Origin of the sequence: Terriglobus roseus (assembly GCF_900105625.1) — a bacterium.
GTDB classification, from domain to species: Bacteria; Acidobacteriota; Terriglobia; order Terriglobales; family Acidobacteriaceae; genus Terriglobus; species Terriglobus roseus_B.
Map to the genome: position 1 here is coordinate 1609410 of NZ_FNSD01000001.1, position 15375 is coordinate 1624784.

At 60.2% G+C, this 15375-nt stretch carries 14 protein-coding genes; 6 read left to right on the forward strand and 8 right to left on the reverse strand.

Annotated elements, in window-relative coordinates:
- Positions 1–12: 12 nt before the first annotated feature.
- The 4 genes from BLW03_RS06555 to BLW03_RS06570 all read right to left on the reverse strand — a co-directional run bounded on the left by BLW03_RS06555 (position 13) and on the right by BLW03_RS06570 (position 3025).
- Positions 13–1071 carry an alkene reductase gene (locus tag BLW03_RS06555; RefSeq protein WP_074652880.1) on the reverse strand — a complete coding sequence of 353 codons (1059 nt, stop codon included), beginning with the start codon at positions 1069–1071 and terminating at the stop codon, positions 13–15.
- A 72-nt stretch (positions 1072–1143) separates the two neighbouring features.
- Positions 1144–1707, reverse strand: a complete 564-nt coding sequence (locus tag BLW03_RS06560; RefSeq protein ID WP_074652881.1) for an LOG family protein — start codon at positions 1705–1707, stop codon at positions 1144–1146.
- 188 nt (positions 1708–1895) lie between these two features.
- Positions 1896–2201, reverse strand: coding sequence for a hypothetical protein (locus BLW03_RS06565; RefSeq protein WP_139285124.1), 306 nt, complete (start codon positions 2199–2201; stop codon positions 1896–1898).
- Positions 2202–2716: 515 nt separating this feature from the next.
- A complete protein-coding gene (locus tag BLW03_RS06570) occupies positions 2717–3025 on the reverse strand; it encodes a hypothetical protein (RefSeq protein ID WP_074652883.1) in 309 nt (102 codons plus the stop codon).
- A 243-nt stretch (positions 3026–3268) separates the two neighbouring features.
- Between BLW03_RS06570 and BLW03_RS06575 the strand changes: the two genes are divergently transcribed.
- From BLW03_RS06575 to BLW03_RS06585, 4 genes are all read left to right on the forward strand, one after another.
- Positions 3269–3958: a ribonuclease T2 family protein gene (locus BLW03_RS06575; protein WP_074655823.1), complete on the forward strand. Its 690-nt coding sequence runs from the start codon at positions 3269–3271 to the stop codon at positions 3956–3958.
- Between the two features lie 71 nt (positions 3959–4029).
- Positions 4030–6867 (forward strand): ATP-dependent helicase, encoded by a 2838-nt coding sequence (locus BLW03_RS06580; RefSeq protein WP_432279824.1) that lies wholly within the window; start codon positions 4030–4032, stop codon positions 6865–6867.
- A gap of 96 nt (positions 6868–6963) precedes the next feature.
- Positions 6964–7116, forward strand: a complete 153-nt coding sequence (locus BLW03_RS20590; RefSeq protein ID WP_014784736.1) for a hypothetical protein — start codon at positions 6964–6966, stop codon at positions 7114–7116.
- Between the two features lie 185 nt (positions 7117–7301).
- Positions 7302–9869, forward strand: coding sequence for a TonB-dependent receptor (locus BLW03_RS06585; protein ID WP_074652885.1), 2568 nt, complete (start codon positions 7302–7304; stop codon positions 9867–9869).
- 78 nt (positions 9870–9947) lie between these two features.
- On the opposite strand, the gene BLW03_RS20815 is transcribed toward BLW03_RS06585, so the two are convergent.
- The 3 genes from BLW03_RS20815 to BLW03_RS06595 are packed head-to-tail and all read right to left on the reverse strand — an operon-like array spanning position 9948 to position 11333.
- Complete coding sequence (locus tag BLW03_RS20815; RefSeq protein ID WP_083350369.1) at positions 9948–10340, reverse strand: LamG domain-containing protein; 393 nt, start codon at positions 10338–10340, stop codon at positions 9948–9950.
- Positions 10282–10599 (reverse strand): hypothetical protein, encoded by a 318-nt coding sequence (locus BLW03_RS20820; RefSeq protein WP_212733148.1) that lies wholly within the window; start codon positions 10597–10599, stop codon positions 10282–10284. The genes BLW03_RS20815 and BLW03_RS20820 overlap by 59 nt, the downstream gene beginning before the upstream one ends.
- Before the next feature lie 23 nt (positions 10600–10622).
- A complete protein-coding gene (locus BLW03_RS06595) occupies positions 10623–11333 on the reverse strand; it encodes a TetR/AcrR family transcriptional regulator (RefSeq protein ID WP_074652886.1) in 711 nt (236 codons plus the stop codon).
- Positions 11334–11413: 80 nt separating this feature from the next.
- Here BLW03_RS06595 and BLW03_RS06600 point away from each other — a divergent pair, with 80 nt between their 5' ends.
- On the forward strand, positions 11414–12553 hold the full coding sequence (locus BLW03_RS06600) for an FAD-dependent oxidoreductase (protein WP_074652887.1): 1140 nt from the start codon (positions 11414–11416) through the stop codon (positions 12551–12553).
- Positions 12554–12562: 9 nt separating this feature from the next.
- On the opposite strand, the gene BLW03_RS06605 is transcribed toward BLW03_RS06600, so the two are convergent.
- The gene (locus BLW03_RS06605; protein WP_244502194.1) at positions 12563–13672 is read right to left on the reverse strand and encodes a glycoside hydrolase family 130 protein; all 1110 of its coding nucleotides are present in this window, start codon (positions 13670–13672) and stop codon (positions 12563–12565) included.
- Between the two features lie 61 nt (positions 13673–13733).
- On the opposite strand from BLW03_RS06605, the gene BLW03_RS06610 reads away from it, so the two are divergent.
- Positions 13734–15344 carry an amino acid permease gene (locus BLW03_RS06610; RefSeq protein WP_432279814.1) on the forward strand — a complete coding sequence of 537 codons (1611 nt, stop codon included), beginning with the start codon at positions 13734–13736 and terminating at the stop codon, positions 15342–15344.
- Positions 15345–15375: the final 31 nt, after the last annotated feature.

Below are 15375 nucleotides of genomic sequence, written 5' to 3' on the forward strand. Positions count from 1 at the left end.
GTGACCAGCTAGCTACGCGAGGGCCGGGTAATCGGTGTAACCTGCCGCTTCGTGCGAGTAGAACAGGTCTGGCTTAGCCGCATTCAAAGCTGCACCCTCGCGGAAGCGGCGTACGAGGTCGGGGTTAGCGATGAACGGCACGCCGAAAGCAACAGCATCCGCATCGCCGCGCTCAAGGATGGCGCTTGCACTGTCCTGGGTGAAGCGCTCATTGACGACGTAGACACCGCCAAACTGCTTCTTCAATTGCGGCCCGAGGCTGTCCGGGCCTTCGGCTTCACGCGCCATCAGGAAGGCAATCTTGCGTTTGCCCAGTTCCGTGGCAACATAGCCGAAGGTCTCCGCACGATTTGCATCGCCCATGGCATGCAGGTCGGCCCGAGGTGCCAGGTGCATACCGACACGGCCGGCGCCATAGACAGCGATCGCAGCATCCGCCGCTTCAAGCATCAGGCGAGCCCGGTTCTCCACCGACCCGCCGTAGGCATCCTCGCGGGCATTGCTGCTCGTCTGCAGGAACTGATCCAGCAGATAGCCGTTGGCGCCATGCAATTCGACACCGTCGAAGCCGGCTGCCTTCGCGTTCTCCGCAGCGCGGCCAAACTGCTCCACTACGCCCTGCACCTCTCCGTGTGTGAGCGCGCGCGGCTTCTCGAATGGCGTCAATGGACGCACCAGGCTTACGTGCGGCATGTCTGGCGGAAGATCGCTGGGCGCCACGGGTAACTCGCCTCCTAGAAAGCTTGAGTGAGATACGCGGCCCACATGCCAGATCTGGGCGAAGATGTGGCCGCCCGCCTGATGCACGGCCTCCACCACTGGCTTCCATGCCTCTACCTGCTCGGCCGACCAGATTCCGGGAACCTGCGCATACCCCACGCCGAACGGATCGACCGGGGTGCCTTCGGTGATGATCAGTCCTGCTGTGGCACGCTGCGCGTAATACTCTGCCATCAGGTGCGGTCTTGGCACGTGCTTTTCGGTGCCGCGGAGGCGGGTCAACGGCGCCATAAAGATGCGATTCGGCAAGTCAAGATCGCCAACGCGGATAGGGTCAAACAAATTCGGCACTAGGAAAACTCCAGACTCTGAATGAGAGCAACCTGAGTTGGATGGTTCGATCGGTGTCGAAGATTCAGGCGCCTAAGCGGTGGCGTCTCGCAGCGCCGCGTCGATCTTCGCCAATGCCTCATCCACGGTATCCGCTACCAGCAGAATCCTGCGAGCTGCTGGCTTCAGGACTCCCTCTGCAACGCAGTGGTCGAGAAAGGCGAGCATACCGTCGTAGAAGCCATTCGTGTTCAGCAGACACATGGGCTTCTTGTGCAGACGTAATGTCTCCCAAGCCAGCACTTCGAAGAGTTCCTCGAAGGTGCCATAGCCGCCCGGCAAGATGAGGAACGCATCCGACTTCTCGCCCATGAGCGCCTTCCGGGTGTGCATGGTGTCAACGACGTGGAGTTCGGTGCAACCGTGGTGCGAAACCTCTTTGTCGACCAGCACATGCGGAATCACACCGATCACATGGCCTCCACCGGCCAGCGTCGCGTTTGCAACGGCGCCCATCAATCCGACCGTGGCGCCGCCATAGACCAGGCCAACGCCAAGAGCGGCAAGCTTGCCGCCGAGTTCCAGCGCGGCTTCGCGGTACGCGGGACGCGCACCGTCAGCAGAAGAGCAGAAGACACAGAGTGTGCTGAGTGACATGCACCCAGAATAATTGGGTCGAACCGATCAGAATGTTGCCTGCAAAACAAAAGGACGCGGCACGCGATTGCAGCGAGTGCCACGTCCATCTCGTGTTGAAGGTTATCCCGGGAAGAGTCTAAGGGGCTCTCGGCGGGCGAATAGTACGAGTTTAAGGGCGTTGAAGCGGCCCTCGCGCTGCGTGCTCTTTAGCGGAACGAAGCTACCGCGCCGTTGTACTCCTTGACGATGGTGAGCTTGACCGAATTGTCCGCGCCATACACCGTGGTACCCGCGGGCGCTTCCACCTTGTACTCCTCGTTCGCGGCAAGCGAGACCGGACGGCCCTGAATGATCAGGTTCTGGGTCAGGTTGCTGCGGTTCTTCAGGGTCACATGCACCATAGGTGCCTTGCCCTGTGAGATGTTCGAGTTGTTGTCCATGGTGGCGGCGTACGATGCCAGCGGTGCGAAGGTGCAGGCAGCAAGGACGAGAGCAGTGAGATTACGGTTCATGATGACTTCTCCGGTGGTGCTTGTGTAGCTGGCGAAGTCCCACTGCAATTGAAACTTACGTCGCGCATTGAGTTATACGCCTTCTGAGTAAGAAAAGTTATCTCCGCACGACCATTTTTCTTATTTTTTTGTCACGGTTTGTAACGACCGTTTGGGTATTTGTCGCTGCTATTAATTTGCGAGTAATTCTGAGCCCCGGAACCCTTAAATAAGTTACGAATTCGCTTCCACCAATTGACAAGTCTTAGGTAAATCTGATCAAGCGCCCCGCCCGTTTAGGCGATGCGCTTTAATTCACGTTGAGAAATTGTTTTCCTCATCAGACACTCTCACGGCCGACTACCGAATGACGCTCGGGCTGCCCTCGCAAAACAAAAGGACGTGGAATGCCTCGAGAGGCATTCCACGTCCAGCTCACGATCGCGGCTTTCTGATTGAGGAGACAGAGGAGCAGCGCCGCTGCCGCTCCTCTCGATATCTGCTTCGCGTGAGACGTAGCTCATGCGAAAAGGCTGCTAGCGAAAAGAAGCCGTGGAGCCGTTCAGGTCACGCGTGACAAGCACCTTCACAGCCTTATCGGTGCCATAGACGTGCGTGCCCTCCGGCGCGTTCAGGGCATACTCGCCCTTCGCGGCAATCGTCACCGGCTTGTCTTCAATCAGGACGTCCATCGGTGCATCGGTCTGGTTTTTGAGGGTCATCTTCACCATCTTGACCTTGGCCTGGGCGGTCTCACCCTTGGCGAAGAATGGGAAGGCGTGCGAAGCGACGGGTGCGAAGGTGGAGGCGGCAAGGGCGAGAGCGATAACGGAACGACGGATCATGGTGACTTCTCCTAAGGGTTTAGTAGCTGGCGAAGTTCCCTGCAGGTTGAACATCGTCGCGCACTGACAGATACGTCGCAAGTTCGCTTCCGTTCCATAGTTTTTTCAACTTTCTTTCTGAGGGTGTTTCAGGACCGTGAATAGGTCACGCAAGTGAGTAAAGACCCTGCATTCATAGGGGATCTTATTCAGGAAGGGATCTTCTGAATGAATGCGTTTACATTCAAGGCAGGAGCCAATGCCATGCGATTTGCACATATCCTGTCCGCTTTCGCGGTGACGCTGTCCATAGTTGGACACTGCGCGAACTCTCACGCGCAGGAGATCAAGTCCGTCCCCGGGCAGTTCGATTACTACGTGCTGAATCTGTCGTGGGCTCCAGCGTTCTGCGACAACCTGAAGACACTTACGCCACTAGAGCGGTCAAGGTCGAGCCGCGACGACCTTCAGTGCAGCACGCCGCACGCCTTCGTGCTGCATGGCCTGTGGACGCAGAACAATGACGGCACCTATCCCGGCTACTGTGCGGAGCGGATGGGGCCTCTGCATCCCGAGCGCAACCTGGACATGACACCGAACCTCGCCCTGCTACGGCATGAGTGGGCAAAGCACGGCACCTGCACCACCCTGTCGCCGGAGGCTTTCTTCGCGACAGCACGGCAGGCGTATAACTCTGTCACGGTGCCCGAGCAGTTGACGCAGCTGGAGCACGATACGGTGATGCGGTCGGCGGACGTCCTGACGCTCTTTTATCGCGCGAATCCCTTGTTTCCACAGGGGAGCTTTGTGTTGTCGTGCAGCGACAGTCAACTGACAGCGGTGGAGGCCTGCTTCAACCGGGATGTCCAGCCGATGGCGTGCGTCAACCTGAAGAGTTGCGCATCCGACTCGATCAAGGTGACCTCCGAGTCGCCGGGCGGCATCGTCCAATAACACACAGGCCGTCGCGATAAACTGGATCCTGTCTGGAGCCGCTTCGCCACGTGTCACGTCTGCTTGAAAACATGAATCCGCAACAGCGCGAAGGCGTGCTGAGCGTTGACGGCCCAGTACTGCTGCTGGCCGGTGCCGGCAGCGGCAAGACGCGCGTCATCACGCATCGCATCGCCTACCTGATTGAAGAGCGGGGCGTTGCCCCTGACAGCATTCTTGCCGTCACCTTCACCAATAAAGCCGCGAAGGAGATGGGCGAACGCGTCGACCATCTCATCGGTCACAGCTCCCTGGCGCGACCGCTCATCAGTACCTTCCACTCGCTTTGCGTGCGTGTTCTGCGGCGAGACATCGAGGCATTGCGTGTGAACGGCGTGGGCCTGACCAAGAGCTTCGCCATCTATGACGAGACGGACCAGCAGGCCATCGTAAAGACGGCCCTCAAGCGCCTGGGCTTTGATGACAAGCAGTTAAAGCCGCGTGTCGCGCTGGGGCGCATCTCCTGGGCGAAGAATCACATGATCGACCCGCAGGAGTACTTCCTGGCTTCGACGAACCCGCTGGAAGAACGCATCGCGCACATCTTTAAGATCTACCGTGACGAAATGGCGAAGAACAACGCCATGGACTTCGACGACCTGCTGCTCGAGACCGTCCGCCTGTTGAAGACCAGCAAGGAGACACGCGAGAAGTATCAGAAGCGCTATCGCTACCTGCTGATCGACGAGTACCAGGACACCAACCGCCCGCAGTACGAGTTGATGCGTCTGCTGAGCGGCGAGCATGGGAACGTCTGCGTCGTCGGCGATGAGGACCAGTCCATCTATAGCTGGCGCGGCGCGGACATCAAGAACATCCTCGACTTCGAGAAAGACTTCAACGACACCAGGATCATTCGCCTGGAACAGAACTACCGCTCCACGCAGGTGATCCTGGAAGGCGCGGGCTCTGTCGTGCGCAACAATACGCAGCGCAAGGGCAAAGAGCTGTTCACCACGCGCGAGGGCGGCTCGCTCATCGGCTTCTACGAAGCGCCCGATGGTGAGAATGAAGCGCTCTTCGTCGCGGACCGCATCCAGACCTATATTCGCGAGGTCACGTCGGCTGGCGAGACTCCGAAGTGTGCGGTGCTGTACCGCACCAACGCGCAGTCGCGCCTGGTGGAAGAGTCGCTGCGCCGCTACAACATCCAGTACCACATGGTGGGTGGCTTCAGCTTCTATGACCGGGCTGAGGTCAAGGACATGCTCAGCTATCTGAAGCTGGTGCAGAACCCTCATGACTCCATCGCATTGAATCGCGTCGTGAACTCGCCGCCGCGCGGTATCGGCAAGACGACCATGGAGACGCTGGAGCGCATTGCTCTGACGACCGGTATGAGTTCGTGGGACGCTATCGAGCGCGTCGCCGCAGAGCAACTGCTACCCGCACGCGCGATCACTGCCTTGACGGGCTTTCGGCGTTTGATTCTGGACGCGCGGGCGATGCTGGGCCCTGGCTTTGGCGATGCGCTGGCCGCGGACGCTGGCCTTCCCGCGCCAGAGGATGCTGTTGAGTTCGTAGGCGAAGAAGAGAATGCTTCTGCCAGCGATGCGAACGAGGACACGTCCTTCGACACCAGCTTCAACTTCGGCTTCGACTTTGGTCCCAGTGAAGAGCGCAGCACGATCGCTCCCGAGAACTCCCAGATCGAGGACGCCGATACCAGCTTCGACTTCAGCTTTGATCCCCCTGCGCAAGCCGCAGTAGAGGAGGCACCGCAGCAGACTGTCTCCTTCAACCCTTTCGAGACCAGCAACAAAGCCGCGCAGAAGCGGTTGACCTCCGACAAGTTCGCTGAGCTGCGCGCCATGGCTGCCCCCATCGTGGAGAGCACTGCTCCTGCTGAGACCAGCACACGCATCGATGGCTTCCGCGCTCCGGGAGACCCGGCGACGCTGCCGGAGTTGATCAAGTTCCTCAACGATCGCAGCGGCTATATCAAGATCCTTGAAGCAGAAGGCACACCCGAAGCCTTCAGCCGGATAGAAAACCTGAAGGAACTTGCCAACGCCGCGCAGGATGCACAGGAGCGTGGCGAAACGCTCTCCGACTTCCTGGACCATGCTGCCCTGGTCAGCGACGCGGACGGCATCAACATGGACGCTCGTGTGACGCTGATGACGCTGCACGCTGCGAAGGGCCTTGAGTTCCCTCTTGTGTTTCTCTGCGGCATGGAGGAAGGCCTCTTTCCCAGTTCGCGCACCATGCAGGATCCTGCCGGACTGGAAGAAGAGCGCCGCCTTTGCTACGTGGGCATGACCCGTGCGATGGACACGCTCATCATGACGCGGGCCCGCTACCGCCGTCGCTACGGATCGGATATGCCAGACGCCACGGTGGCCTCACGCTTCCTGGAAGAAGTACCGTCGCGCCTGGTGGAAGACATGGGCTCGCCTGCGGACCGTCCCAGCTTTCGTGCCGACACGGGCTATGGTGGCTACGGCGGCGCCTATGGCAAGAAGTGGCCCAAGAAGGGTGCCGACGACTTTGACGGGGAGCGCCACTATAACTACGAGGACGAAGACCAGAGCGCAACGGCGCCCCCACCGAAGCCAAAGAGCAACTTCGGTCTGCAGTTTGGCGCATCCAAGAAGTCTGTGAGCACAGGAACCAAGCCGAACAGTATCGATAACATTGCCAGCTTTTTCGGCGGTGGTGGCAAGTTTGCCCGGCCCAAGATGGAGATTCCTGAGGCGACAGGCGCCACCCATCTGGGTCGCGGAAGCCGCGTTCGACACCCGAAATATGGCGATGGAATCGTCGCACAGCGCGAAGGGGACGGCCCGGACGCCAAGCTTACAGTACAATTTACAAAGCACGGCGTGAAGAAGCTGGTAGAGAAGTTCGCCCAGCTTGAAAAGCTCTGACGGAAGCCGGAAGGCTGCATGGAAGAGAGCTTCAAACTCTAGCGCCCTCGCAGGCGCACCGCCGGCGAAATTTTCAGGAAAAAGGTTCAAGCAATTATGGCAAACACCAAGGCACTGGCACACGACGAGCGCAAGGTAGCAAAGCGCACGGCACGCAAGAACGCAGCACCGAAGGCTCCCCGCACCACGCCGCGCGGCAGCAACAAGCAGAAGATGCGCTCCGCCGTTAAGGGCACCAGCAAGCGCTAGTCCCACACCGAACTTAGCTGAAACGGCCCGCACGGCATCTGCCGCATGCGGGCTTTTCAGCGTCCGCAGATAAGCGAGACCTCTCCTCGCTCACAACGAAACCAGCGACCCGATAAGTCATTGACCAACTCTGCAATTTAGCCTAGCCTAAATTTGTTTTAGGTAAAGCTAAATTGCATACGCAGATGTTCTTTGCACTCCTCTTCGCTCTTGGATCCATCGGTCTCCTGCCGACTTCGCCCGCAGCGCAGAGCGGCAACGCTTCGGAGCTATCCGGACTCGTGACCGACAGGACTGGAGCAGCGCTTCCACGGACGAACGTGACGCTGCTTCAGCAATCGACGCAGGCCACGCGCATCGTCGTCTCGGACGCAGAGGGTAGATTTTCCTTTGCAGAACTTACTGCGGGTAAGTACCGCATCAGTGCCCAGGGCGGGGGCTTCGCAGCAGCCTCTGAGAGTTTGGATTACTCGGGCACACCACTGCAGGTCAACTTCCGCCTCGCTCCGGTAAGTACTGCCAGCAGCGTGGATGTCACCGCAGACGCGACCGCTCTCGACCCCACGGCGCCTGCCCGCGTCTCCATCACGCTCGAAGAGATCGAACGCATCCCCAGACAGAGCGTCAGTTCCCCGCTGAGCTCGCTCATCACCAACACCACACCCGGTGTCGCCGCAAACTCCAATGGCTCCTTTCATCCCTTGGGCGATCACGCGGAGGCCTCCTTCGTCATCGACGGCCAGCCCATCACCGATCAGCAGAGCCGCACCTTCTCCTCGCAGATCTCGCTCGACGCGCTTCAATCACTCGAGGTCCGCGTAGGCGCTCCGCAGGCCGATGTCGGCGACAAGACCAGCATGGTCATCGTGGCGCATACCAGATCGGGCCTCGATCAGAACCACCCCACCGGTGAGTTCTCCATTAGCCGCGGCAGCTTCAATTCAATTCAGGCAAGCGCGCGCGTGGGCTACGGCACCGAACGTTTCGGAACCTTCACCGCCATCGACGCACTCAACAGCGGACGCTTCCTCGACACACCGGAACTCGTCCCATTGCATGCCAACGGCAATCTGGAAAATATCTTCCAGCGGCTCGACTATCGCCTCACCCCGCGAACATCACTGCAACTCAACGCCATCCTCAGTCACTCCTGGTTTCAGACACCCAACACCTACGATCAACACGCAATGCGCCAGAACCAGCGACAGACAATCCAGAGCTTCAATATCGCGCCGTCGCTCATGCATACCTTCAACGCCGCGTCGTTCCTGCGTACCAACCTGTGGGTGCGCCAGGACAAAGTACGCTACAGGCCTTCGACCGATACCTTCGCAGACACACCGGCTTACCTCGCACAATCGCGCCGTCTCATCAACGCCGGCATCCGCTCGGAGTACAGCTACGCAAAGGGTAGGCACAACGTCACCGTCGGCGCGGAGTGGAAACACGCCTTCCTCGCAGAGCGCTTCGCAACCGGCCTCACAGACTCCATGTACAACAGTCCATGCCTCACAGCGGACGGCGCATCCTCTCCCGCCACATCGCTCACAGCAACGACGCAATGCACGAGCTTCGGCCTCACCGTCAATCCTGACTTCCTCCCAAACCTTCTCGCCAGCGACCTGACGCGCGGCGGCACCCTCTTCGCCTTCGCCGGTCAAACCGACATCAAGCAGGAGGCGGTCTTCGGCCAGGACAGTATTCAGCTCGGCAACTTCACCGCGAACCTCGGCCTTCGCTTCGACAAGTACAACGGCCTCACACGATCCACCGGTTTCCAGCCCAGGGTGGGCGTGGCCTACAACGCAACGCCACTCCGTACAGTCCTTCGCATGGGCTATTCGCGCGTCTTCATCACGCCGTATAACGAGAACCTCATCGTCGCCAGCTCCGCGGGCCCGGGATCAACCTCCGCAGCACTCGGGGCTGCGAACTCGGCACCGCTCGCGACCGGCCATCGCAATCAATTCAACATCGGTAGCGAGTCGCAGCTCAGCAAGCACCTTACCCTCAGCAGCGAATACTTCTGGAAGTTCACCTACGGCGCCTATGACTTTGATGTCCTGCTCAACAGCCCACTGACCTTCCCCACGCAATTCCGTAAGTCGAAGATCGACGGTGGTCTTCTCCGGCTCAGCGTTGCACCCACTCACGGCCTCGCCGGCTACTTCACCGCGAGCCACGTTCGTTCGCGATTGTTTGGCCCGGAGACCGGTGGCGTCAGCTTCAACGCACCGTACAGCAACGTCACGCGGCCCGATCACGACCAGGGCCTTGCCACCAACACCTACGTCCGTTATCAACTCGGGCGTCGAGGCCCGTGGGCCGGCTTCTCATGGCGCTACGACGGCGGCCTCGTCTCCGTCGCCACGCCAGACGCCGCCTCCGTCCTACGCCTGACCGGGGATGAACAGGCGCAGATCGGCTTGCACTGCGGTTCGGTCTTCGCAGACGTAGGCCGACCCGTCCGCTCCTGCGCCGCTGGCAGTCTGCAGACCACGCGCATCCGCATCGCACCCGCCGGCACCGAAGACGATGACAGGAACCCCTCGCGCATCGCGCCCCGAAGCGTCTTCGACATCTCACTCGGAGAAGACGATCTTTACCACCACGAGCGGCAGCAGATCGGCATCCACGCCGACATCGTCAACCTCACCAACGAGGACGGCCTCTACAACTTCCTCTCGACGTTTTCCGGAACGCACTTCCTGACACCGCGAGCCATCACCGTCCAACTGACCTACGCGTTCTGAGCGGGTCACTTCTCTGCAGGCGCCCGCACCGAGCGATCGGAGCGTGCCTTTCTCTCTTTGGAACGGGTCATGCGGGACTCAAGGGTGAACGGTCAGATTCGCGAAGTGCGCAACCGTTCCCGGTCCTACCCACAAGGCGATGTCGCCCGCCGCCGGGGCCTGCTTCAGATCATTCACCATCAGGGAGGGCTGCTCGGCTCCGTTCAGATAGAGCCGTGCCCGTTGACCGGAGACCTCAATCTTCACGTGGATCCACTTCCCCGCGACCATGTCCGCATAGGACTCGTACTTGCCTGGGGTTTCAGACCGAAGCTTCTGCCACGGATAGCCGGGCAGCGAGATGTACTGCGTGGAATGGTTGCGCTGCAGTTGGTCCTCAGCACGACCGTTCTTGGGACGGAGATACAGGCACTCAAACCGCGACCGATCCGCCGATACTCGAAACGCAAATGCCGACGAATCCACGAGCATCGGCAGCGGCAGTAGGGAGCGTATCGCCTGCAATGTCCACCTCGATGACGCCGTCCTGAAAGGGGGCGTGGTGCAGGACAGCCAGGCGTCCGGCATCTCCAAGAGTCTCTGGTCCGTAATCTGTGATCTGGACCGACTGACGCCCGCTATAGGTGACCACTTCGGACTTCACATTGTGGAGCTCCAAGGGCCCGGGTGCCTGTGCCACCAGGAACTGCGTCATGAAGCACAGGGCCAGCATTCCAGAAACAAACCTCATCCGCTTTCTCCCTTTGGGAATGGCTAATCTTCCTGCGATGCTAACCCGGTCTGTGCACGAGACGGTGGCGATTCGATCCCTCTGAGGATGAGATCGATCCCTGCGAGAAAATCTTCGCGGTCATCATGAACTCGTAACTGCCCCGCGACGCTGCGTACGAACGGATACGCCTCCGGATCCAGCTTCGACCAGATCTTCGCCATGGCCTCCAGGAAGTCGCCTCGGTCCAGCCCGTGCGCGCGCGCAAACTGACCGTTGGCCGCATTCTGCCCACCGACGCCAACGATGTAGCTGAACAAAGCGCCTACCGTTGTCCACTGTTCCTGAGCCGGAACGCCCATCGCCAGGATCTGCTGGCCGATGCGTTCGACCACGCGCACCATCGGCGATTGCAGTTCAGCCCGTATCAACACGGAGCCCATCCAGGGATGCGCATCCAGCGCGTCGAACATACCGAGCGCCAGCGACCGGAGCTTCGCCTTCGGCGTGCCGCCAGCCAACTCGGACTGGAGCGTGCGAGCGATCACAACGTCGCAGGCAACTGTGAGCAGCTCGCCCTTATTCGCGATGTGCCAATAGATCGCACCAGGACCCGTGGCGAGTCGTTCCGACAACGCACGAAAGGTCAGACCATCTTCGCCGCTGCTATCCAGCAGCTCGATCGAGGCGTCGACGATTCGCTCCCGGCTGAGTGATTCCTCCCGCCGGGAGGGGCGGGGTGACTTCTTTGCCATGTCTTATGTTGAGACAGATGGAACGTCATTCCATAATTATGGAACGCTATTCCATTTGACAGTGGTGGAGGAGTCATTTTTTGAAAAATGCAGTCACGATCCTTGGTGCCGGTCTTGGCGGCCTAACACTTGCGCGAGTGCTCCACGTCCACGGCATCGATGCTGTCGTCTATGAAGCTGAAGCCTCACCGGCGGAAAGGTCGCAGGGCGGCCTGCTCGATGTTCATGTCTACAACGGGCAGCTCGCGCTCAAGTCCGCCGGACTCTACGAGGAATTTCTTGGCCTGATTCAGGCGGAGGCGGAGTCGCAGTACGTTCTGGACAAGGACGGCAATGTCCTGCTGTTTGATCCGGACAAGGGGAACGGGGGGCGGCCGGAGGTTGCACGCGGAGAGCTTCGAGGCATTCTGCTCGACTCGCTTCCTGCCGGCATGGTTCGCTGGGGGCATAAGACTACGGCAGTCACCTCGCTCGGCAATGGGCAACATGCGGTGAGCTTCGCCAACGGCGTGACGGCGACGACAGACCTGCTTGTCGGTGCGGACGGTGCCTGGTCCCGCGTTCGTCCGCTGCTCTCGAGCGCAATGCCGGCCTATCTGGGCACCGCGTTTATCGAGACCTTTCTGTTCGACAGCGATGTCCGTCACGGGGCAACTGCGGAAGCAGTGGGGAAAGGCACGATGATGGCGCTGGCGCCCGGAAAAGGCATTATGGCGCACCGCGAAGCCAACGCCACTCTGCACGCTTACGTGGCGCTGAATAAATCGGAGGCATGGATTGCCAGTATCGACCCAGGCGACCCCGCAGCCACCCTTGCCCGCGTCGCCACAGAATTCGAAGGCTGGGCCCCGCAGCTTACGGCGCTCCTCACCGACACGGAGACCGATCCCGTGCTTTGCCCTATCTATGCGCTGCCGATCGATCATCGTTGGGACCACGTTGCCGGGATAACGATACTGGGCGACGCCGCACACCTGATGTCGCCGTTCGCGGGCGAAGGCGCCAACCTGGCCATGTATGACGGCGCCCTGCTGGGGGAGGCCATTGCTGCAAACCCGGACGCCATCGAGGCCGCGATTGTGACGTTTGAAAATGAGATGTTCTGTCGCAGTGCGAGCGCCGCTGCGGAGGCAGACCGGAACCTGAGGCTCTTCTTCAATGAAGACTCGCCACAGAGCGTGGTCGACCTTTTTGCCAGCTTTCAGTCCGTCGGCTCCTAGCGCCGTAGATCACTTCTCCGCAGGCGCCCATGCCACGCCCACGAACGAGTCCGCGCAGCCGTAGTAGAGCCACCACTTCCCTTTGAAGAGCACCAGGCCTTCTCCAAAGGTCGTTCCGGCTGCGTACTGGCCGCTCTGCTCAAAGGGCAGCTCGGGTTTGAAGACCGGCGTGTCCGTCCGAGCGATCACCTTGAGGGGATCATCCGCAGCAAGAACCGCGCGCAGCACCGAGTACGTGCCAGCCTTGAGCGACGGATCGGCACCATCGCCGTCTTTGTTCTTGGCGTTGTAAAGCATCACGATACCTTGCCTGGTCAGCACGGGTGGAGGTCCTGCCTCAGGGAAGTCGCTGTCGGGTTTGGCGGCTCGCGGCACAAGGATGACCCGGGGTGTACCGGGAGATGACTCGACCGGGATCCAGTGGACCAGGTCGGTCGAGGTAGCAGCGCGAATGCCAAGATCGCCCCAAAACATCCAGTACTTGCCCTGCACCCGGGCAGCAACGAGGTGTTCTCCCTTTACTTCCGTCAGGATCGCCGCAGACTTGTATTTGTAGGTGTCATAACGTCCGTCGAGAGCACCGGCGAAGGCAGGCCCGTGCTTCTGCCAGTGCGTCAAATCCTTCGACGTTGCGATGCCCACGGAGTACCGGCCCAGCTTGCGCGACCACTGCGTATAGGTCAGCACGTACCCGCCATCCGGGGACTCCACGATGCGCGGGTCCTCCACGCCGCCCGGTGATTCCCGCTGCTCCTGACTATCCTTTGCTGGGAACAGCACCGGCTGCGGCATTCGACGGAAGTGCACGCCGTCTTCGCTTACCGCGAGCCCCAGTCGCGAGACGTGGCCGCCGATCTCCATCGAGCCGGAATCATCCTCGGCACGATACAGGACGTACACTTTCCCATCCCGAACCACTGCCGCCGGATTGAAGGTATGCAGTGCCTCCCAATGCGTCGATTGAGCTGTGATCGGATCGAGAAAGGTGCTGTCGGCTTGCGGTGCGATCACCGGAGCGGTGGAGGCGCGAGTCCATAGTCCTGCCAAGGGTTCGGAAGGCGCGGCTTCGGCCTGTGCCGCGCATATTCCCAACAGACCGCCCCACACGGTCATTCCCATTGCCAATCGACACAATCGCACCTCGGACCACCTTCCGGCACGGATTCCTCTGCTATCGCCCGTGGCCAACACGCTAAACTACCTCTGCCTTCATCCGCAAAACACTGAGGACACGCCGCTGCCCCGCCAGATCTTTGCCACCAAGTCCATCGACAAATTGATTGCCGACTCGGAGCGACCAGAACATGCCCTGAAGAAGACTCTCGGCCCCGTCTCGTTGACGGCGCTGGGCATCGGCGCAGTGATCGGCAGCGGTATCTTCACCGTGATTGGCACTGCGATCGGCGGCAACCCCGAGAAGCTGGCGGACTGGAAGGGCTCGCCGATCATCGACCTGATCCTGCACCACGGCGCAGTAGCCGGTCGCCCGGGAGCAGGTCCGGCACTCGCAATCTCGCTGGTGCTGGTCGCCATCGTCTGCGCACTGACGGGACTTTGTTACGCAGAGCTTTCGAGCATGATTCCGATTGCCGGTTCTGCCTATACCTATACCTATGCCACGCTGGGTGAACTGGTCGCGTGGATCATCGGCTGGGACCTGATCCTCGAATACGCCTTCAGCAATATGAGCGTATCGGTGGGCTTCGCTGCACACATCGTGGACCTGCTCGACTGGCTGAATATCCGTGTCGATCCGAAATGGCTGTCTCCGGCTTACCTGCCGCTCGGTCTCCAGGACCTTTCCGGCAAAGACATTTTTCCGCCGGGCTGGCACTTTGGCTTCGACTTCCCAGCCTTTGTCGTCGTGCTGCTGCTAACCGTGCTGCTCGTGCGTGGCATCTCGGAGTCGGCGCGCACCAACAACATCATGGTGCTGGTGAAGATCGCCGCGATCCTGCTCTTCATTGGCTTCGGTTTCAGCTTCATCCATGGCTCGAACTACCATCCTTTCTCGCCGAATGGCTTTTCCGGCGTGCTTGCCGGCGGGTCGATCATCTTCTTCACTTACATCGGCTTTGACTCCGTTTCGACGGCCAGCGAAGAATGCAGGAACCCGCGGCGCGACGTGCCGATTGGCATCATCGCCACCCTGGTCGTCTGCACCATCCTTTACATCGGAGTGGCGGCAACATTAACCGGCCTGGTGCCGTGGAGGACCATCGCCGGCGATGGAGCGCCTGTTGTGAATGCGCTGAAACGCGTGAGCCTGCTGCCCGGTGCCCACCGTCTGCACTTTGTTCGACTGGCGGTTCTGCTTGGGGCGCTGGTCGGCATGGTGTCGTCCATCCTTGTCTTCCAACTGGGCCAGGCGCGCGTATGGTTCGCGATGAGCCGCGATCGGCTGCTGCCGGACGTCTTCTCATCGGTACATCCAAAGTTCCGCACACCGGCTTTCGCAACGTGGGTTGCCGGCATCCTGGTCGCCATTCCGTCGGGTCTTTTCGATGTGGGTACCTTTGCGGAGATGTCGAACATTGGTACGCTCTTCGCGTTCGTGCTGGTTTCCATCGGCGTGATCGTCCTTCGTTACAAGGACCCCAGCCGACATCGTGGCTTCCGTGTGCCCGGCGGCCCGATCATCCCGATCCTGAGCACACTCTTCTGCGTGCTGCTGATGGCTGGTCTGCCCGCCATTACATGGCTGCGATTCTTTGTCTGGCTGGTCATCGGCCTGTTCGTTTACTTCTTCTACAGCCGTAAGCGAAGCGAGTTCGCCGGACTGGACCACTAAGTCGATCCACGCCCAGGTGCCGGATTGTGTG